11 protein-coding genes and 1 pseudogene are annotated in these 20,636 nt (G+C 51.4%); 1 reads left to right on the plus strand and 11 read right to left on the minus strand.

The window, feature by feature from the left end; genetic code table 11:
- Positions 1–232: 232 nt before the first annotated feature.
- Positions 233–854: pseudogene (locus MRBLPE1_RS06330) on the plus strand (transglutaminase-like domain-containing protein).
- Here MRBLPE1_RS06330 and MRBLPE1_RS06335 read toward each other — a convergent pair.
- The 11 genes from MRBLPE1_RS06335 to MRBLPE1_RS06385 form a co-directional block, all read right to left on the minus strand.
- Positions 846–1,574, minus strand: a complete 729-nt coding sequence (locus MRBLPE1_RS06335) for an MOSC domain-containing protein (protein WP_364142945.1) — start codon at positions 1,572–1,574, stop codon at positions 846–848. The pseudogene MRBLPE1_RS06330 and the gene MRBLPE1_RS06335 overlap by 9 nt on opposite strands.
- 26 nt (positions 1,575–1,600) lie before the next feature.
- Positions 1,601–2,026 carry an SRPBCC domain-containing protein gene (locus MRBLPE1_RS06340; RefSeq protein WP_364142948.1) on the minus strand — a complete coding sequence of 142 codons (426 nt, stop codon included), beginning with the start codon at positions 2,024–2,026 and terminating at the stop codon, positions 1,601–1,603.
- A gap of 237 nt (positions 2,027–2,263) precedes the next feature.
- A complete protein-coding gene (locus MRBLPE1_RS06345; protein WP_364142951.1) occupies positions 2,264–7,894 on the minus strand; it encodes a GH32 C-terminal domain-containing protein in 5,631 nt (1,876 codons plus the stop codon).
- Between the two features lie 1,436 nt (positions 7,895–9,330).
- Positions 9,331–10,341: a PfkB family carbohydrate kinase gene (locus MRBLPE1_RS06350; RefSeq protein WP_364142954.1), complete on the minus strand. Its 1,011-nt coding sequence runs from the start codon at positions 10,339–10,341 to the stop codon at positions 9,331–9,333.
- On the minus strand, positions 10,335–11,828 hold the full coding sequence (locus MRBLPE1_RS06355) for a glycoside hydrolase family 32 protein (RefSeq protein WP_364142957.1): 1,494 nt from the start codon (positions 11,826–11,828) through the stop codon (positions 10,335–10,337). Before MRBLPE1_RS06355 ends, MRBLPE1_RS06350 begins: the two co-directional genes overlap by 7 nt.
- A 28-nt stretch (positions 11,829–11,856) precedes the next feature.
- A complete protein-coding gene (locus MRBLPE1_RS06360) occupies positions 11,857–13,317 on the minus strand; it encodes a glycoside hydrolase family 32 protein (RefSeq protein ID WP_364142960.1) in 1,461 nt (486 codons plus the stop codon).
- A 24-nt stretch (positions 13,318–13,341) separates the two neighbouring features.
- Positions 13,342–14,904, minus strand: coding sequence for a glycoside hydrolase family 32 protein (locus tag MRBLPE1_RS06365; protein ID WP_364142963.1), 1,563 nt, complete (start codon positions 14,902–14,904; stop codon positions 13,342–13,344).
- A gap of 102 nt (positions 14,905–15,006) precedes the next feature.
- On the minus strand, positions 15,007–16,362 hold the full coding sequence (locus MRBLPE1_RS06370; RefSeq protein ID WP_364142966.1) for an ABC transporter substrate-binding protein: 1,356 nt from the start codon (positions 16,360–16,362) through the stop codon (positions 15,007–15,009).
- A 136-nt stretch (positions 16,363–16,498) separates the two neighbouring features.
- Positions 16,499–17,458, minus strand: a complete 960-nt coding sequence (locus MRBLPE1_RS06375) for a carbohydrate ABC transporter permease (RefSeq protein WP_364142969.1) — start codon at positions 17,456–17,458, stop codon at positions 16,499–16,501.
- A gap of 21 nt (positions 17,459–17,479) precedes the next feature.
- Positions 17,480–18,382: a carbohydrate ABC transporter permease gene (locus MRBLPE1_RS06380; protein ID WP_364142972.1), complete on the minus strand. Its 903-nt coding sequence runs from the start codon at positions 18,380–18,382 to the stop codon at positions 17,480–17,482.
- An 11-nt stretch (positions 18,383–18,393) separates the two neighbouring features.
- Positions 18,394–20,616, minus strand: a complete 2,223-nt coding sequence (locus tag MRBLPE1_RS06385; protein WP_364142975.1) for a DUF5696 domain-containing protein — start codon at positions 20,614–20,616, stop codon at positions 18,394–18,396.
- Positions 20,617–20,636 lie beyond the last annotated feature (20 nt).

Below are 20,636 nucleotides of genomic sequence, written 5' to 3' on the forward strand. Positions count from 1 at the left end.
TGATGTCAAGTGTTTATGCGGGGAAATCCACACTAATATTATTGTTAATATTTTATTCAATAATATTCCATTTTAAATTTTAATTGGATGTGAATTCGCAATCCTCTGTAGCAAATCAGCTGCAATTTTTTCCAAAACCCATTGTATAAAAATACTATTTGATGCATAATTATAATTGTTTTAAGCTTAAGCTTCCTTAAGGTGCTTATAGAAACGATTGAGGTGAAATGGAGTGGAATTGATCGCCGAATCCAATAGCTTTGCAGATTATTTGGCAGCAACAGAGGAAATCGATTATGAGCATCTGTCGATAAGAGAAAAAGCGGATGAACTCTTTAAGTCGTCTTCCAATGAAATCGAATTTGTAAAAACGTCATTTGAATTCGTCCGTGACCAAATCGCACACTCATGGGATATTCAGAGTATGCGAATTACCTGCAAAGCATCAGAAGTTCTTTATTTTAAAGAAGGCATTTGTTATGCAAAATCCAATCTGCTAAGCGCTATTTTAAGAAGCAAAGGGATTCCTAACGGCTTTTGCTACCAAAGATTAACCTTAGGAGACACACCTAGTACAGGTTACTGTATTCATGCATTAAATGCTTCATACCTTGCATCGTTAGGCCCGATGGATAAGAATGGATGCCCGTGGAAACAAAATTGGTGTAAATGCGGAGTTTTCAGCAAAAAAAGAACAGTTGGCTTTTCCTATTCGTGAAGCATATGATGAAATTGACTATCCAACGGTATACGTCAATCCCCTTTTCCAAACGATAACTGCTTTGAAACAAAATACGGATTGTTTAACGTTGTGTCTTCACTCTCTGCCAACTGAAATAGAGGCATCAGGGTGACTCCAGCCGCACCTGATCACCGGCATGGATCACTCCCGTTTTCTCGACGGATGCATACACCCCGAAGTTTAAATTCATCTCTTCGTTAATTTTTCTCAATAAGGAGCCATCGCGTTCCAGGGTATCCGGGTCCAGCGTAACCATCGAGCAGCGGTCACAGTACTTATCCACATACAGTTGGGCGCTGCCAATGGAAAGCCGTTTCCCAATCCAATCCTTTTCACTATAACCGCTTCCCTCTGCTTTCACGACAATATTGGCGCGAAAGCGGCGCTCATCCAGCTGCTTGCCCCATATCTCTTCAAGCAAACGCAAGCTCGTATCGGTGATGATAAGGATGCTTCCTTCATCCACGGCTTTAAGATCCGGGTTTTGTGTTTGATAGCTTCGCATCAGCATCTTTTTCTTGGAATTCCTCTGCATTTCGGTTAGCAAATCATCGTCCCAGCCAAAATCCCTGCCCTCCGGAGAGGTGATTTTTAGCCGCGGAATACCTGATCCCGTAAAATCGCCGATGTATTTCGCTTTGTAAGAAAGCATGTCCGGAATATCCCTTGCGGTAAAGAAGCTATCCCAGCCTTCCTTTGTTTCGTCAAAAAAAGCATGGCAGCGGTCGCCTTCTAATCCGTATGTATCTATTTTGCATGCATCCAGGCTCTCCCCGGCAAATGATTTCACCGGATACCGGTTTATTGCGCTAATTACGCCGATCCGCAGCAATATGAATACCTCCTCATGATCTAACCTCAATAGGGCAGTTTGGTGCCTTCGATAAACGCTTTTAGGTTCTCCAGCGACATGGCATAACCTTCCTTAGTCGGCTTAGCCTGTTCCTCTGACTCATAACCCGTTTCGGTGATGGTCGCTTGCGTACCGTCATTCTCGGCTTTTACGATAAACGTCGTTACCATGACCGGATCCGATGCGCCAAGATCCCAACGCAAAGCAAAAATCCGATGGGTATCGACGGTCTCGATGACAGCCCGCATGGTCACAACCTCTGAACCTTCATGATACTTATTCGGTGAATGATGAAAGTAAACCGTCTCACCCGCCTTCAGCTCTGTGATCTCCCAAGGCGAGCCCGGGGAATACCAACGGGAGAGCTGCTCCCCTTCCGTTACTGCCTGCCACACCCGCTCCGGCAGAGCGGGTATCCAAATGTGCTGCATACTACCGTTACCATCTCCATAGACAGCTCCTTTTTTCCATTTATTAGCTGCTATTATTATAATATAAATGCGAATATCAAGCGATACAAGCCGAACCCCGCTTGCCGGACTGTTTATTCTGCTTATTCGCTTAGAATGACTGTGGTTCGTTTTTGTTTTACCGCATCCGGCGCCGACAAGCAAAGAGCCCTTGTCCCAACCAATATTGCATTGGCCGTGATCAAGAGCTCTTATGATTTAAATATACGATATCTGCTTCAGCAGGTTATGAATGATGGTTGCCGCTTGGGCTCTCGAAAGGGACTGCTTAGGCAGAATCTGCTTACTTGCATCGCCTTTAACAATGCCGGCCTTAATCAAGTAGGCTATGGATGGCCGCGCCCAAGCAGAAGCCGCTTCGCCGTCGCCATAGTGCTTTAATATTTCAGCTTCCTCGGCGGGAGTCAAAGCAATGAACGAATCCCCTAAAATATGCTTAATCGCATTCGCAAGCATGACCATGCCCTGCTCCCTCGTCAAACTTGCGCTTCCGTGAAAGTTCCCGTCATCATAGCCGCTAATCAATCCCTTCTCCGCGGCAATGAAGACAGCGTCATGCTCCCACATGCCGTCCTTCACATCCAAGAACGGGCTTTCTCCTGCTGCGGCAGGCTTCATGAATCCAAGCGACCGGACAAGAACCGCGGCAAATTCGGAGCGAGTGACATCGCGTTTAGGCGAGAACAATTGCTCTCCCGTCCCCGTAAGAATAAGGCGCGAAGAAAGGCTGTCGATGGCTTCCTTTGCCCAGTGGCTGTCCGTATCCAAAAACGTTTGCCCGTTAGCAACCAGCGTAAACATCGAGTTATTGTTCCAATCGATTACTCTCGCATAATCGGTTTGGCCGACGCGTTCGATTACCGTCGGCAAAGGGGAGATGGAACCGTCTGCATACACGGCTGCCGCCGTTGCCGGCTTGGCCGGATCCATTTGATCGGGCAGCGCCAAATAGATAACGGTTTTCCCCTCGCTGGACATCTCCACGCTCAAATCGCCGTAGCTGAGCGATACCTCCGCAAGAATAGGGTCGGCCAGTAATACATAGCTGCCTTTGGCCGCGGTTGCTTTCGAAAGCTTCAAAACTTGCTCAGAGGCTTTGCCAAACCTTCCGCTGACTTTAATGTCCTCGCTAGAAACCGTGCTCCCGAAAGAGGCTAGGTTTTTCTTCCAGTCCTTGCTTGCTTCAAGAGGAAATATACCATATGCCGTATGAATGGTTAGCGTAGATCCGCTGCCGCTAAGCAAATCTATTTCCGCCGCGGTCAAGCCTTCTAAGCGTACCTCTTCCGCTGCTCGGGCATGTATAGCCAGGCTATGGTTTTTTCCAGTCCCAAGCAATCGCTTTAATTCATCCGCATCTAATACAATCGTTGTCAGGCTGCCTTCTGCCGTTTGTTCGGTTTTAGCCGCGGCAAAGGACACGGCTTGCCCATCCATCAGCGTCGTTATTAATCCGCTGCCGATAACGCCCGAATCAGTCGAAACTGTTCCATTGCCGGGGGTTCCTTCATCTGGGTCGCCGCTTCCTTCATCCGGATTGCCGCTTTCTCCGCCCCCTGAGCCATCGCCTTCATCCCCGCCGACGCTGCCGTCACCGCCTGCTTGCGAAACAAGTTCGACCAGCGTCCATTTTTGCGCTGCAAAATCGTTCCGCTCCCAGAGCTGCACAGCCGTACCTGCTTCGGTGCGTCCGCTGTCCACATCCAACCCCTTCCCGCTGTTCACGGCTACGATGCCGATCGTGCCATCCTCATTGTCCGGCAGGGTAAAGCGCTGGTTGCCGAAGCCGAAATTCCGCCAGATTTGCATAGGTGAACCGTTGTCTGAACCCGATGCGTCAAGCGCTTTCCCGCTTAAGGCTCCGCGTATCGTAAAGGTGCCGTCAACTGCCTCTTCCACATACCACTTCTGGCTTTCGGCGCCCGAATCCGTTTGAATCCTCACGTGTGCGCCGTTCGTCCCGTTGTCAGCCTCGAGCACCTTGCCGCTGTTCGGGTTTACGATTTTATAGACCTTCTCCTGCAATGGCTCCGCCGCTGCAGCAATCACGTTCTGATAGGATACTTTCCCGCCGAAAACGTTTAAGCCAAAATAGCCCCTGGCAAAGGTCACGTCGTTTACGTCTATAATCGGCTCGCTGCCGCCGTCAAAATAAATTTTGATATTCGATCCGCTCGCAACGATTCTAATGCGGTAGGTTTTTCCGGTCGAAATGAAGGCTGGCACCTTCGCTACCAGCTGATCGTCCTGAAACGCCCCGTTATCCTTATAAAACAGACGCAATGCCTTCATATTGGGGTCGATGTTGAAATAATAGCCGCTTGATCCGTCCGCATTGGCGCGGAACAGCATGGAGGCTGCGCCGCCGGCGGAATCAAGCTTCAAATCAGCTTCGTATGTGAAATTGCGCGCGCTGACCGCCGACATATAACTCGAATCCTTATCAAACCTGCCGGAAATCCCGTCCAATGTCGTTAACCACTCTCCTTTAGTTGCAGCATGCCAGCCTGTAAGATTGGTTTGCAGCTTGCCTACGGTTACAACCGTTTGGCTTACTACGCCTCCAGCCTGCGTCGATGCCGTTAGAACCGCTCTGCCTTCGCCCGCCGCCGTTACTTGAACGCTTCGTGAATCGGTACCGGAAACGCCGGCGACGGCAGCATTGCTCGTGCTCCATGTTAATGCTTTATCGGCTGCGGAATGCGGAAGCACCGAAGCATAGAGGCGATGCGCCTGGCCGACTGACAGCTCCAGCGTGCCGGCGTCCATTACAATTTTGCCGGCCGTTTCGCCAGCGCCAGCTTCCTCACTCCAAATGGATTTCAGCGGATATACATCCATTGAGACTACTTTTACGTTACCTCCTTTGGCGTAAAAGCTCATGCCGTCCCTTGCAGCACCCGGGAAAATCAAACTTGAAATAACAGCCGATCCGTCTTGGCCGAATACTTCAACCGAGGACTCGTCAACGAATATCCGCAATTGGATATGCCGGTTTGCATCGGGAGAAAGATTCGCTTCCTGTACGGGACGAAACAGCTCCGTAAAATCATTCTTACCTGCCGCCGTCCGATCAACGAACAGGGTATTAGAGCCGGTTTGATAGCCGATTACGGTCTTTTCTCCGCCAAGCTCCCGGACACCAAAGCCAAATTCCGCTGCCGCCTGTTCGACTGGCAGCTCCAGCTCTGCCACGATTTCATAGGCTGATCCCGTTACGCCTGCAAGCAAATTGCCGCTTTCCGGGGTGATCACTTCATTGCTCCAAGACATTGCATCCCCTCGCAGCGTTTCGAGCTCCCCGATGGGCTTCTGTACGAGATGGATGCCTCCATTTTCATTTTGTTTAAGCATCAGCTCGCGGGGAACGGACATTTGTCCTTTCCATGGCGAGGTCGGAAAAGCAAAAGGATAATCCCAGTTCGACATCCAGCCGAGCTCTACCCGGCGTCCATCAGGCATATTGGCGAAGGTCATGGCAGCATACATGTCTCTGCCGCTTTCATGGCGCAATACCGTCTCCGGAGGATTGTCGCTGGTAAAGCGTTGTCCGTCAAAGCTGCCGATAAAATATTCCGCATCCGACCCGTTCGTTTCGGCCCGTGCGCCCGTGCTGATCATCAGCACCCATTTCTTCACGCCGTCAACGACTAACGGGAAAAAGTCAGGGCATTCCCATACGCCGCCGTTGTGCACGTATGCTCCGTAGCCGAATGAATCGACGGCGGTCCAATCGAGCAAGTTCACGGAGGTGAAAAAGCGAATATGATCGCCGCCCGATACGACCATTACCCATTGATTATGCTCTTCGTCCCATACGACCTTTGGATCGCGGAAATCCCATCCCGCTCCAGCGCCGCCAATATTTTCGATAACCGGGTTGCCCTCATAGAAGGACCATGTGCGGCCTTTGTCGCTGCTGTAGGCCACCCCGATTTTCTGATTGCCGTTCCATTTATCCGGGTTAAATGACGTATAATAAGCGATTAATCCGCCTCCTGTCACACCGTTAAACAAACCGGATTTGTTTTCGGTATCCGCAACGGCCGAGCCGGACCATGCATGTCCCATCTCATTCCATTCGATTGCAATCGGAAGCAGCTTCCAATGAACGAGATCCGTGCTGACCGCATGCGCCCATTGCCCGCCGTCCTGATGGAAGAGATGATATTCCCCTTGGAAAAAGACGAGTCCGTTCGGATCGCTCGCCCACCTTCTTGGCTGCGTAAAATGATACTGCGGACGATATTGCTCGGTCTGATAATCCGCTTTGTCCATCAAATAAATATTTTGGAAATAAGCCGTTCCATCCGTCACCTCCAAACCGGTCAGGCCGCCAGGAAATTCATTATTTTGTACGGATATTGCTGGCTCAGCATAGGCCTCCAAATAAATCTTAATGTCAGCACCGTTCACGGCTGCTTCAAGATGGTAGCTTTTGCCGATTTGTACAGTCAGCGGCGAGCTCGCGATGACGCTTCTGTCGCCTGCCCGCAGCAAACGGATTTGGTTCGCTGCCGCATTGATCTCCGCCACGTAACCGGAATTCCCGTTTGCATTCGAACGAAAGAGAAGACCTGCGGCGCCGGCGGCACTAGCTACCGTTACGTCGCCTTCGAGCACCAGATCCGAAGCTGCGCTTGCAGACATGCGCGACGATGTCCCTGTCCCCGTGCTGACACCCTTCAGTCCCTCCAAGTGAGGCGTCCAAGCTCCGGTATCCGCGGACCATCCTCCCATATTCGTTCTAAAAACGCTGACCGTCATATTCTGAAATACGGCAGCTCCATTATAGAGCTGTAACCCCACCTGACCGGCCGGATAAGCATGGTCCGTAACCGTTATTTTCGGAGCATATCCGCTGCCAAAATAAACCTCCAGCTTCGACTGCTCGGCCTTAATCCGAACACGGTAAACTTCCCCGACCTCAAGCTCCGTAGTAAATACGCCGAGCTCCCGATCACCGTTCGTATCGATCAGGCGTATCCGTCCGGCGTTCGGGTCGACCTGCAGCGCATAGGCCTGCGAGCCGCTCGCGTTCGAGCGAAGCAGCATCGCTGCTACGGCGTAACGGTCACGAATGAGAATGTCCGCCTCATAGGTTAGATCATCCCCGTAGGTCGAAGCTATCGCGTAAGCGTTCTCATTTTCAGAAGCAGATGCTGCCAAGCCTTGTGACGACAACGTCCACTGTCCGCTGCTGGTGTTCCAGCCGGTGATATTCGTATTGATTTCACGGGTGCTGACCTCCGTAAAATGTACTTTTCCATTGTAAATATGCAGGCCGACGTTTCCGCTCGAATAAAAGGCACTTTGCACATCCTGCGCCATTTGTTCATCTACGTATACGCGAAGGCTCGAGCCATCCCCGCTGACTTTGACATGGTAAGGCTTACCCGGCTCCAGTGCCAGCGCATAGGGCTGGCCTACGTCTTGATTTGTCGCCCAATCGAACAATCTAACTTTGTCCATATTAGGGTCCAAGCTAACGACATAACCTTTGCTGCCGTCCGCATTCGATCTGAACACAAGCGAACCCACGCCATAAGGCGTATTTTCATCCACCGTGATGGTTGCTTCGTATTCGAAATACGAGCCGACCCCGGTCGATGACATGAAAAATGCATTGGCATCAGGTCCGCTGCTCCCGCTAACCGCCGCATTCCCTTCGGTAACCCAGCTTCCGGAAATAGGCGTGTAACCCTGCATCTTTTTCATCACCGGTGCAGGATCCGCGGCATGTACATGCTCGGCGGATTGCATCGGAAGAAGCAATGACCATATCAGCGAAACTGTTAATAGCAACGCACCTATTCTATTAATACGCATCTATGAACCTCCTACTGTTTATGAAACAATTTAATTGCCATTTATTTACACCTGCCGAATTGTTGCTGCCGCGCTCTTGTGGACTGCTTATGCTGACTGCTCATGTAGGCTGCTCATTCTGACTTCTCATACGGATGCAATTGCAGATTGCTTTTGTGTATAGATCTTGTGTGTTGTTTGCTCTTGCGTGTTGCTCTTGTGCTTTTTCTTGTGAGTTCTCTTGTGAGTTCTCTTGTGTATTGCTCTTTGTACGTTCTCTTTTGTGTTGCTCTTTGTACGTTCTCTTTTGTGTTGCTTTTATTCGCTTTCTAGTGTGTGCTGCTCTTGGTGCTGCTCTTGTGCGTTCTCTTGTGCGTTCACTTGTGTGTTGCTCTTGTGTGTTGCTCTTGTGTGTTGCTCTTGTGTGTTGCTTTTGTGTGTTGCTCTTGTCTGTTGCTATTGTGTGTTGCGCATTCGGACTACTAATGCGGACTGCATTTGCAGATTGCTCAGGAGAGTTGATCAGGTTGGCCGCTCTTGTGGGGCGATCTTGTGGGTTGCTCACGAGGACTGCTCTTACCGAGCTCCAGCGGACTCATTTGAAAATTTCATATGCGGAATGTCTTGCGTGTTGCTCTTGCAGATTGCTCTTGCATCGGATTCTCCCAGCCACCCTTTGATAAATAAAATTAACTGTAATATCTCCTGCTAATTCTGCCTATTAGGTTTGAAAACGGCATTTACATGGAAAAAATCCCGTTAATTTCGAGCAAACAGCTACTTTTCAGGAGATCAATTGGAATTAACGGGAGAAAATCCCGCTAATTGAACCAACGTCGCTAGCACGGATCAATTAACTGGAGTAATTCCCGTTAATTAATAGGAGTAAGTCCTTTTATTTCAACTGAATATAAAAAAGCATGCTTCGGACCGATCCGTTATAGCCGCAGCTCCTGCGGACTGCTTAGGCGGATTGCTGACACGGTCTGCTGATACGGTCTGCTGATACGGTCTGCTGATGCGGACTGCATTAGCAGACTCATTTGCAGATTGCCATGCGAACTGCTCTTGCAGATTGCTCTTGCATCGGATTCTCCCAGCCATCCCTTTGATAAATAAAATTAACTGTAAAATCTCCAGCTAATTCTGCCGATTAAGTTTGAAAACGGCATTTACATGGAAAAAATCCCGTTAATTTCGAGCAAACAGTTACATTTCAGGAGATCGATTGGAATTAACGGGAGAAAATCCCGTTAATTGAAACAACGTCGCCAGCTCTGATGAATTAACTGGAGTAATTCCTGTTAATTCATCCGAATAAAGAAAACAGCACGCCTCCAGCCGAAAGGTAAGCGCTTTCTAAATAGAGTGAAAAATCATAGCATTCCCGCTCGCTAACGCTCGATGAAGAGCAATAAGCGCGACATCGCTCTTATTGCCGTTCATCTGAGTTTTCCTTATTCAAGCGCAAATGCACCCGCGATAGTCGTAATCGCTCCAAGCGTTGGCATCGACGGGATAGCTCCCTTGCCGGTCGCGGCGAGCGCGCCCATTGCGTTAGCGAACGCGAGCATCGATTCCAGCTGCGGCTGAGTCCAACCATTTTGAGCAGCAGCCTCACGTTCGGCCAGCAGGGAATAAAGAATGCCTGCGAAGAAGGCATCACCCGCCCCTGTCGTATCCAGCACGTCTACCTTATAGCCCGCATGCGAAGCGGTTGCCTCGCCTGCCCGGCAATAGCTTCCGTCTGCGCCCAGCGTAACCAGCAGCATAAATAGGGATGGGAATTGCTCTGCCAGCTGCTTGGTTCCCGTCTCGAGATCACGGGTTCCCGTTAAGAACAGAAGCTCCTCCTCCGACAGCTTTACCACATTCGCATACTGAAGCCCTTCCAATATGCGATCCTTCGCCGCGACTTCATTATCCCATAGCGACAAGCGCAAATTCGGATCATAGGAGATGAGCAGCCCTTTGCTTCTAGCATAAGCGGCCGTGCTCAGGGTAGCTGTCCGAGAGGGCTCGTGCGTCATTGAGATCGAGCCGTAATGAAAGATTTTGGCCGAATCGATCAGTTTGCGGTTGATATCATCCTCATGCAGCATATGGTCAGCGCCCGGCTGACGGAAGAAGGAGAAGGAACGGTCGCCGTCTGCGTCCAGATGGACGAACGCAAGCGTCGTTTTGGCCTCCGACGTGAGCAGCAGCCCCTCCGTGCCGATGCCGCATTGCTCCAGCACATCCTTCAAATAACAGCCGAACGCATCCTCGCCTACCGCTCCGATAAACGAAGTCGCGAGGCCCAGCTTGGCTAAAGCAGCCAGCACGTTCGCAGGCGCACCGCCCGGATTTTGTTCGAATAGCGGCTGCCCCTGCTCGGATACGCCATGCGGCGTGAAGTCGATCAGAAGCTCGCCAAGCGCAACAACATCCAACCCTTGATCAGTCCTAGCATTATCCTTTGTTACCAAACCGAGCTCAACTCCCATGCATCCAACGTGTCGAGCTTCGCCGTTCCGCCGCGGGCGAAAAAGGAAATTCCTGTGTCCTTCGGATTTGGATAAACCCGATTGGTTATAGCGATTCGCCCCTCGCCGGCAAACAATTCGATCGAGGAACGATCGAGAAACAGCCGTATCCGAAGCCGTCCGTCCGCTTGCACCGGCAGCGGCGCTTCACTGACTCCGCCGTCACCCTCGCCGCCTAGATTGCGGTCCATATAAATCTTCTGCTCCGTAATGGAATATCGAATTTCCGTATAGCCAGAACCATCCTCCGAGCAGCGGACACGGACGCCTACCTCTGACGCATCAGTGACGGCCAGATCATAAACAATATCCAATTCGAGCGAATCACCTCGAACGCCGTCTATCGTTACAAACTCATTGTCCGTCAGAGCGACATCGGCAGCAGCAGTATGCAATCCGCGCAGCGCAGCGAGCTCCGGTACCGGATGGCTGCGCAGCGTGCCGTCTTCCGCAAGCGTAAGCTCGCGAGGCAATGTCATGCCGCCAAGCCAGCCATGGGCTTGCTCCGGCATCGTTGCTCCCCAAATGTTCATCCAAGCGATCATAATTCTTCTGCCTTTATCGTCAAGCAGCGTTTGCGGAGCATAGAAATCGAAGCCGTAATCGATTTGCGCCGCATGCTTTTGCTCAAAACGGCAGCTGTCATAATCAAAATTTCCGGCAAGATACAAGTTTTTGACCGGCGCGATGTTCATTGGGGAGATAAGCAGCACATGCTGATGATCCGTTCCGAGCGGAAATAGATCCGGGCATTCCCACATATCGCCCATCGTGCCGTCGCTCTCGGCCGCAGCTCCTTGATAGTCCCAACTGAGCAGATCGGACGAAGTGTAAATAATGCCTTTACCGATCCCGTCTTTGCCATAACCGACGATCATGTACCACTTCTCTCCGTGCTTCCATACCTTCGGGTCGCGGAAACCGAAGCGCTCGGCATCCGGCGAATCGCCGATTACCGGATTAGCGGTATGCTTATGGAAAGTCACGCCGTCCGTACTGGCCGCAAGACACTGCACCTCTTCCGGCGTTTTACCGTCAACATGGCCCGTATAAATGAGCGTCAATACGCCGTTGTTGTCTACCGCGCTTCCAGACCAGCAGCCCTGTCCGGCATTCCCGCCCATGTCGTATTCCCCGGACGGCGCAAGCGCAACCGGCAAATGCTCCCAGTGGACCAGATCCTTGCTTCTGGCATGCCCCCAGTGCATCGGTCCTTGCTTCGCTTGATAAGGATCATGCTGATAGAACAAATGATAATGGCCGTCAAAATAAATCATCCCATTCGGGTCATTCATCCAGCCCGCCGGCGGCATCATATGATAATGGAGCCGATATGTTTCATCCAGCTTTTTCGAATTCTCTCTCCAGGCTTTTTCGGCTTGCGCAATAAAAGCCTGATGTCCATCCTGCTTGCTTACCGTATTTTTCATCCCACTCACCTATCCTTGCTTGCTATTTTTATTTATGCCAAATCGATTGCAACCGGTACACGTCAACGCTCCGGAATACGGCAGCGCCGCCGCTTGCGAATAATTCGAGGCCATGGCTGCCGGGCGCCGGGTATACCAAAACCGTAAAAACCTTCTCCCCGTTGTCGATAAACAGCTCAATCACCGATTCATCGACAAAAGCATGGAAAGTGATTCGATTATTCGCTGCCTTGTAAGGGGCGGTAAACCGTTTGCCAAAATCAAACGGCTCGCCTTCGCGGTTGATAAAATCATTCCGCCCGGCATGCATCCGGTCCACAAAAACGGCCTGCTCCTCCGTGTCATACCCGAAAGCCGCTGATTCGGCGCCTGACTGCGAGCAGAGCACGCGGAGCCCGAAGGACTGGGCTTCCTTCCACTCGATATCCGCGACCAGCTCGAAAGAAGTGCCTTGAAAGTCAAGCTTCACCATTTGATCATCCGCTTCGACGAACGCAAACCGCAGCGCGTCGGTTCGTAACCGCTTAAGCTCGTCAATCGGCTTCTGGCAAAGCCCAATCACATCTTCGGCATCTGTTCGAAGCTCAAGCGTGCGCGGCACCGACATTCCTCCCTTCCACGGCTCCGTCGGTCCGGCAAACGGATATTTCCAGTTTGACGTCCAGCCCAGCCAAACACTGCGCCCGTCCTCCACCGGAAGATCGGAATAAGTTACCGCCGCATAAAAATCTTGGCCATAATCGGTCCAGCGGATATGCCCTCCTGACGCGTCATCGCTTGTGAAGCGCTGCCCATCGAACTGCCCAATAAAATATTGCGCGGTCGAGCCGTCGGTTTCTTTGTTATCGCCAATGCTGACATGCAGCACCCATTTCAAGCGGCCGGCATCCCCGTCTACGGGAAGGCAAAACAGGTCGGGGCATTCCCACACCGCCGCTTGGGAGCCCTGCCCTTCGCCGAACTCGCTCTCGAAGCGCCACGCCGTCAGATTGCTTGACGAATAAAAATGGACTCTTTTGTCAACGGAAACGACCATCACCCATTTGCCGCTCGGCTCATGCCAGAGCACCTTCGGGTCGCGGAAATCGCGGACGCCTGGATTTGCAATAACCGGATTGCCGGCATATTTGGTCCAGCTCATTCCGGAATCAGAGCTGTAAGCAAGGCTTTGGGACTGCAAGCCGTCCTTGTAATGGGTGAACAGGGCAACCAGCCCGGCTTCTCCTCCGAATAATCCGCTCGTATCTTGTTTGTCTACGACACAGCAGCCAGACCATATATCGCCAAGCTCATCGGAAACAAGCGCAAGCGGCAAATGCTCCCAGTGGATAAGGTCACGGCTGACCGCATGCCCCCATCTTCCAGTAAACTGGTAAAACTGATGATAGATGCCTTCAAAAAATACCATGCCATTCGGATCGCTCATCGGTCCGTTTGGCGGTGTGAGATGGAATTGCGGCCGAAACCGCTCCTTGTATAGATCCGTCACGCTTTTCCCTCCAAATATACTGTCTTAATCCGCTCGAACGGATACGGCAAGCTTCGTCAGCGACGTTTTTCCGCCTCGCGAATACCAGCCCCATTCTTGCCCCGGCATTTTATAAATTCTCGTCGTTAATGCGGAATCCCCGATATAAAAGACGGCTACATCATTCTCGATTACAATCGTAAACGGATAATCGACGTTTGGCTCGAACGCAACCGGCACCTGCACATCAGGCTCTAACGAGGATAACGTCTCCCCTCCGGCCGCGTCATAGCGAATGCGATCCTTGCCCGGCTCCAGTTGGATGCCGTAAGCCTTCTCCGGCTCCTCGCCAACACCTGTTACGAGTCCGCTGTAAGTTACCTTTTCATCAAAACGCACGCTGCCCGTAATTTTTGCCGTCTGCGGCATTTGACCGAAAATAATGCCGCTGACGCCCGCAGCGCCGTCCAGCCCATACTCATTATCCTTATTCGTTACCGGCCCAAGCTGCCTTGCTTCATCTAATGGAGAAGGCTTAGACAATAAGCGATCGACCTCATCCGGCACCTTAACCCCGAGTGCGCCGCCCTCGCCGATAATCATTTCATGCGCAACCATATTGCCTGCCCAGCCCCATTTCATATAGTCCTTCTCCAGCTGGCGCGTCGGCACCCAGCCGAACAGGAATCGGCGCTCGCCCAAGTTGCCTGTTTTGGCTGCATAAAAAGCTCTGCCGTCAAATACATCCTTCTCGGGTTTGACCCATGGTCCGTTCAACGAATCGCTTATCCGGTAATGGGTCGATTTCTTGTCGCTGAACTCCGAGAACACGAGTACCCATTTCCCGTTCATCCGGAAAACATCCGGACATTCCAGCATGAAGAAAGAGGATGCAGCCTCGACCGATAACGGCTCGCGAACCTCCCATTTGCTCAGGTCCTTGGAAGCAAACAAAGCAATGACGCCGCCCGTGCCTTCCTTCCTTGCGCTGAGCAGCAGCCAATATTCGCCTTGCTCCTCGTTATACAATACGAAGGGATCTCTAAAATCATCCTTCTCATAGCCCTCCGGCGCATAAAAGGTATCCTCCGGAACCTTCGTCCAGCTTTTCAAATCATTGCTGACCGCATGCATTACCGCTTCCTTCGGCTTTCCCTGATCGGGAAACTTCCAATTATGGCCGGTATAAAATGCATGGTACGTATCGCCCGCTTTTATCACGCTGCCCGTGCCAATCGCCAAGTCCTGGTCTGCTTCTTGGCCAAACGGGATCGACTCCCCTGCGTAGTCATAGTCAGTCAAATTAGCGGTCGAAGCCTGATGCCAAGGATGGAAGCCGGGAGCGCCGTCGCGCCAATCCTGCAAATAAAACAAATGGATTCGGCCATTATCGCTAAATGGCATGACATCGCCTACCCAGCCCTCGGCCGGTTTCCAGAACAGCCGATCCTCAGCCTGCTTCACCTCTTCCGAGGGCGCAGCCGTTACGGCAGGATCGGCTGCGGCTGTCGCGCTTGGCGCCAATGTTTCACCAGGATTAGCCGTATTCCCGTTGCTGCATGCACCCGCCAGCACTGCGGCTGCTAGACCGATTGCGGCCAGCCGCACCGTTCTTGAAAGCTTATTATGAATACGATTCTCCTCCTTGCTAAGAGCCTATAACTATACCCGCCGCCATGCATGCATGACGGCGGATAGTTGCAGGGCTATTTATTGGGTCAGCGTGATTTTGATGCCTTCCTCCAGCATGGCTTTGGCCATAGCGGCAAATGTGCCTACCGGCGTGCCGTCCTTGATGCCTGTCAATGCAGCCGTGTTAGCATCCCAATACTTCTCGACGCCGATTGGCGCAAATAGGATTTTTGTGCCAAGCTCGTTCATTTGATCGACTTTTTCTTGGCCAAATTGCTTCACGTTGTTTTCAGTTGCTACCTTAAGCTCGTTCTCGGACATCATTTTGATAAATACGGCAGCGCCCTGCGGGTTCTTGGAAACCGTCGGAATGGACCAGCCGGACATGCCGCCAGGACCAACATCCTTTGTGCCTTTAGGTCCGGTTGGAACCGGTACGAAATCAAGCTCGTAATCGCTTTTGAATACCGTAAAACCGCCGAAGCCGTATTCAGCCGTCATAGCCAGTTTGCCGTTTTTGAACTCTGCGTTAAAATAGTCGCCTTCTTTGTCTTTATCGATGAATTTGTCTTTCAGGAGAGCATCCTGCGTGAATTGCATCGCTTCCTTCATGTTATCGGAATCATAATTCGTAGTGATCGATCCGTCATCATTATAAGAAAGATTGGTTACGCCGTTCGATGCCACCATAAGCGGGTAGCCGGCATCCCACCAGCCGAAGCCGTATTGGTCGCTTTTGCCGTCGCCGTCTGTATCCTGCGTAAGCTCAAGCGCAGTAGATCGGAAAGTATCCCAAGTCCAGTTGCCCTCTTGGTATAGCTCGCCCGGCGTTTTTACGCCATTGTCGTCAAACAGCGTTTTGTTGTAGTAAATGACGATAGGAGCAGCGCCGACGCCAGCCGCATAAGGCTTGCCGCCGAAAGAGAATGCTTTCGTTACGGAAGCGTTCCAGAATGGATCCGACAGATCCATGTATTGATCAAGCGGCTGAACGATCTTTTTCAAAGGATACACCGGGAAGTTTTGATCGTTCGCCTGCGCGACATCCACTTGGTCCCCTGCGTTAACCATCGAGATCAGCGTGGACTTTTGGTCGCCCCATGGCACCGCGATAACATTAACTTTGCCGCCGTAAGCTTGTTCAAACTGTGCAACCGTTTCCCATACAGCGTCAAAGGCAGCAGGGTTTGCCGCTTTGTTCTCGTCATATTGCTCTTTGGAAGTATGATATAGGATCGTAATATTGCCGTTTTCAAGCTTCGGCGCTTCTTCCTTCGCCTCTTCCGTTGCTTCCGGGCTGTTGCCGCCGCTGTTCGCCGCGCCTTCGTTTGCTTTGTTATTGCCGCTGTTATTGCCCGAGCAGCCAGCCAGTACGGTAACGAGCATTACGACGGCAGCGAGCATCATCGCGAATGTTTTCATATTTTTGACCATTTAAAAAAGCCTCCCCTAATTTAAGTTCATTTGTGTACCTGCATGACACCCTTATGAATCGTTCATTCCTCAAAAAATTGACTCAGAAACCCGGGCCTCGCCTCCCTTCATAATGAACTGTCCGATCGTTCATCCATTATTTAATCGCGACATGCTCGATACTGTCCGTGAAGTAGCGCTGCGTTACCAAATAAAGAATAAACAGCGGCAATATCGCGAGCAGCGCGCCTGCTTGAATCCGCGTCACCACGACAAGCGGGTCGCTGATCGTCTGCACATTGACCACGGCTTGAAGATCTACCCGCAGGGATGAGAGCGCGATCGCGAAGTTTTTCTTTAAGTTGCCAAGCAGCAGATTGGACATATAGAATTCGTTCCAATGCCATACGAAGGAAAATAAGAATACCGTGATTATGGCATTTTTTGCATTGGGAAGCATGACGGTAAAAAAGGTTTTGAATGGCCCGCAGCCATCCATGTAGGCCGCATCCTCAAGCTCATTCGGCATGCCTTTGAAAAACTGCCTGAAAATAAAGATGTACAGGCCTGAGCGAAGACCCATTCCAAGCAATGAAGGCAGGAAGAATGCCCAGTAACTGCCCACGAGACTGATGGAATCCGGTCCGCCTGTCACCATCGACGTCAGCTTCATCAAGCCAAAAGCATCAAAGTATTTCATGTCGGCATACAGCGGTAAAATAATGGTTTGCACCGGCACGACGAGCGTCAATATAACGAGCGTGAACAGGGTTCCCGAGAAAGGAAACTTGAATCTCGCAAAGCCGTACGCGACGAAGGCGCAGGACAGCACGTCCAGCAGTCCGCAGCCGATCCCGATAATCAAGCTGTTTTGGAGCGCATCCCAGAAGTCCATGACCCGCAGCGCATCGGTAAAGTTGCTCAGCGTAAACGTCTTCGGCACCCAGATCACGCTGGGATCCATCGCCTCCTCCGGACGGCGGAGCGCCATGCTGAGCATATACAAGAGCGGATAAAGCAGCTGATACGCCAGCGCCGCAAGAAGTGAGAAACGTAGGATGGAAGATAAGGTTTTCCTTGCCCGTTTCAGCTGTTTTTTCTGAATGATTGCATTCAAGTCGAGTTCCCCGCTTTCCGTTTAATCCTGCATGTAGACGATGCGTTTCTTGAGGAGCAAGTAGACAGCGCCTAGGAATACGGCGATTAATACGCAATACAGCCAAGCCAGCGCACTGCTGTAACCGAATCTAACCTGCGAGAAAGCCGTATTGTATATCATTAGAATGACGCTGTTTCCGTAATCCGTGAACGTATCGATAATGGTATACACGATGTTCAGCAGCATCATCGGCGTAAGCATCGGCAGCGTTATTTTCCAAAACTGCTCCCAAGGCCTTGCGCCTTCAATGGAGGAAGCCTCGTACAAAAAGCCGGGTATGGCATGGAGACCGGCAAGGAAGAGCAGCACCTGTACGCCCGACCGCCAGGTGAGGTCAAAGATTCGGGCGATGACGTTATTGAAAATTTCAATCAGCTGCGCCCCGAGTCCGAGCTCCTGCAGAATACCGTTAATGCCGGCTCCCGTGAACAAATAAACGCTTTCCGCTCCGCCGCGCATGCCCTGGGAGAATACATCCTCCTTCAAAATTTGCATCAGCACGCCTGAGGCGATAATGACCGGAAGGAAAGATACCGCCCGCATGAACCCCCTGCCCCGAAACTTATGTTTGAGGAGCACGGCTACGAATAGGCTGTAAACCAAAATCAACGGAACGCCGTATAGCATGTTGATAAAGGAATTGACGGCTTCTCTAATGAAGGCCGGGTCTTTAAATAAGGCGTACTCGAAATTGTCCCAGCCGATGAATACGCCGCGCAGTCCCTCGGGCGTCATCTCCATGTTTTGAAACGAGAAGACGAGCGACGTGAACAGCGGTTTGGCGAAAAACAAGATAAATCCTAAAATCCAAGGCAGTACGAATAAAAAACCGTACAGCTCCTTTTTCTTCGTATAAGGCAAAGCCCGTAGTTGTCTAAACATGCGTTCACCCCCTAACGGATGAGGTAGCCTAGCGCCGGAATGCTCTCAGCGCCAACGGCAGCCATCTCATTGTTGTAATTGACGACGGCTGTCTTGCCGTTCTCGAACGTTGTGCGGTATACGCCTTCTTGCAGCTTCTCATGGTCTGTAATCGCAAGACCAGCCAGTCCGCCAAGCGCTTCGTTCAAACGATCGTATTGCTCCTTCATATCCTCGTAAAGCAAATTAAAATCAGCGCTGTAAAGCGAATCATATTCGGTATGGCTTAGCAGCGAGGAATCCCTTGCAATAAACTTATAGGCCGGAAAAGTTCCGGTTTCTATTAATTTCAGCAAATACTTCTGCGGCATGCTCGAGAGATTAACAGGTTCGCTGTAAGCAGGCAGAATTCCGCTCACCGCGATGCTGTAGAACGGTACTTCCTCATCTTCTGTGTCAAAGCCGCTTGCGAATAAAGGGACATCCGACAAGCTTTGCGCATATGGGAACGTGTAGGCATTCGGCTGATCGAACATGAGGCCGCCGAGATTGCTTTGCCCCTTCTGGAGGCCGCTTTCCCAGGTTGTGCCCGTCACGTTCTTCGGCTGGCTGCCGCGCCGGAAATCCGAGTAAATAAACGATCCGACCGATTGAAAGGATACATGCTTCAGGCCTGCCTTTGCCGCGGCTGCGGTAAAGCGGTCAATGGCCTCATTAACCGAAGTTGGCTTCAGCAAGTACCAACGCTTTAAATCCTTGTTTTTCATCTGGTCGCTCATGCGGTAATCGTATTTCAGTGCCGGCGCCCGGCTGATTCCCTTTGCGGTATCCGAGAACCTGCTGAAGCCGTTTCCGCCTTCATACAATTTGACGGGATCGGCAGCCGGATAAAAAGCTACGCCCTTCGACTCCAGCTCCTTCGCCAGCTTCTTGAAGGCCTTGTTTCCGCCAAGCCTTCCATCCGCGTTAAGCGAGACGGGAACCTCGCCTTTTGCTCCCCCTGCCGTCCAGCCTTCAAGCCGCAGCGCCAAGTTTGCAATCCCGTCATCGAGTAGGCGATTTGCGGCCTGGCCGGCATCCTTAAAGGAGGTTAGCACTTCTACTGTGTTGTAGGGAATGCCGAGAAAGGTCGCTTTTTTCTTCACGCCGCCGACAAAGTCAACAAGCAAAGGAAGTGATTTACCGTCTGCTGCAGTCTTGGATTCCGCTGGCTTTACGCCTTGCTCATCCTGCAAATAATGGCGGTACCTGCTTGCCATTCCTGCGTAATCGGCATCTGCGCCATGCAGGAAAAAGTATTTCACCTCGTAATCCATGCCGCCTGTCATCGACTGCGAAGCGCGCGTGACCTGTTTCTCGTTTAAGGTTCCTTCAAGGAGCAGATTCGTTTCGAACTCAATCAGGTTCAAATAGCTGAAAATGTTGTTATACGTATTGTTCTTGCCGCTTACTTCGGCGGTAATGCCCGCTTGGTAAGCCCCCTGATGAATAACGGCGATAAAAGCCGACGCGTCCTTCTTCATCCCGAACACGGGCAGGCGAATCGCTTCCTTCTGATCGGCTTTGCTCGGATAATCGAGCGCCTGATCCCCGCCGTACACTCTTTCGTTGTAGCTTTTGTAGCTGCTTTTGCTGTTGTTGAAGTTGATCAGCGCGCCGCTGCCGTCTGGCACGAACATATAGCCTTCGTCCGTGCTGCCCGCCGCCCCGAAGAACGGCAGCAGGCTGATGTTAACCAGCTTGAATTTATCCTGCTGCTTAATGCCGCCAGTCATTATCGCTGCCGTTAAGCCATCGCCCGAAAGCGTGTAACGGACCGGTACGGTAAAGCCTGCTTTCGGAAATTCATAAATGACCTCAATGCCGCCTTGCACCTTGCTCCAACTCGGCTGTTTTTCCTTGACGCTACCCGTAAAGCTGTTTAGCTGAAACGGCTTGTTCAGGTCATCCACGTAATCAAGCAGCAGCTGAGCGGATAAATCCATCTTTTTGGCGCCCTTGGCGAGCTTATCCGAGTCCCGGTCAACCGGGTTGCTCTGCCAAAGCGCACCTGACTCCTTATCCGTCACCCTAATTTCAGCCGTGTTCGGATTATAATCAAGCGTGAGTCTGCCGCTGTCCGCAACACGCTGGAAGTCACCGGTTTGTGCTGCTTTTACTGCCGTGCCCGCTGCGGAATGAACCTTAATTCCGCTCGTTGAAGCGATAATAAGCAGCATTGCCGTCATGAAGGCTGTCCATATTCGTAATCTCAAGCTGCCCTCCCCTTTCCGAT

Origin of the sequence: Paenibacillus sp. LPE1-1-1.1, assembly GCF_040676435.1 — a bacterium.
GTDB lineage: Bacteria > Bacillota > Bacilli > Paenibacillales > Paenibacillaceae > Pristimantibacillus.

Coding starts and splice junctions, on each gene's coding strand:
- MRBLPE1_RS06340 (WP_364142948.1), bottom strand. CDS start 2,026: ATGCAGCACATTTGGATACCCGCTCTGCCGGAGCGGGTGTGGCAGGCA.
- MRBLPE1_RS06345 (WP_364142951.1), bottom strand. CDS start 7,894: ATGCGTATTAATAGAATAGGTGCGTTGCTATTAACAGTTTCGCTGATA.
- MRBLPE1_RS06355 (WP_364142957.1), bottom strand. CDS start 11,828: ATGAAAAATACGGTAAGCAAGCAGGATGGACATCAGGCTTTTATTGCG.
- MRBLPE1_RS06370 (WP_364142966.1), bottom strand. CDS start 16,362: ATGGTCAAAAATATGAAAACATTCGCGATGATGCTCGCTGCCGTCGTA.
- MRBLPE1_RS06380 (WP_364142972.1), bottom strand. CDS start 18,382: ATGTTTAGACAACTACGGGCTTTGCCTTATACGAAGAAAAAGGAGCTG.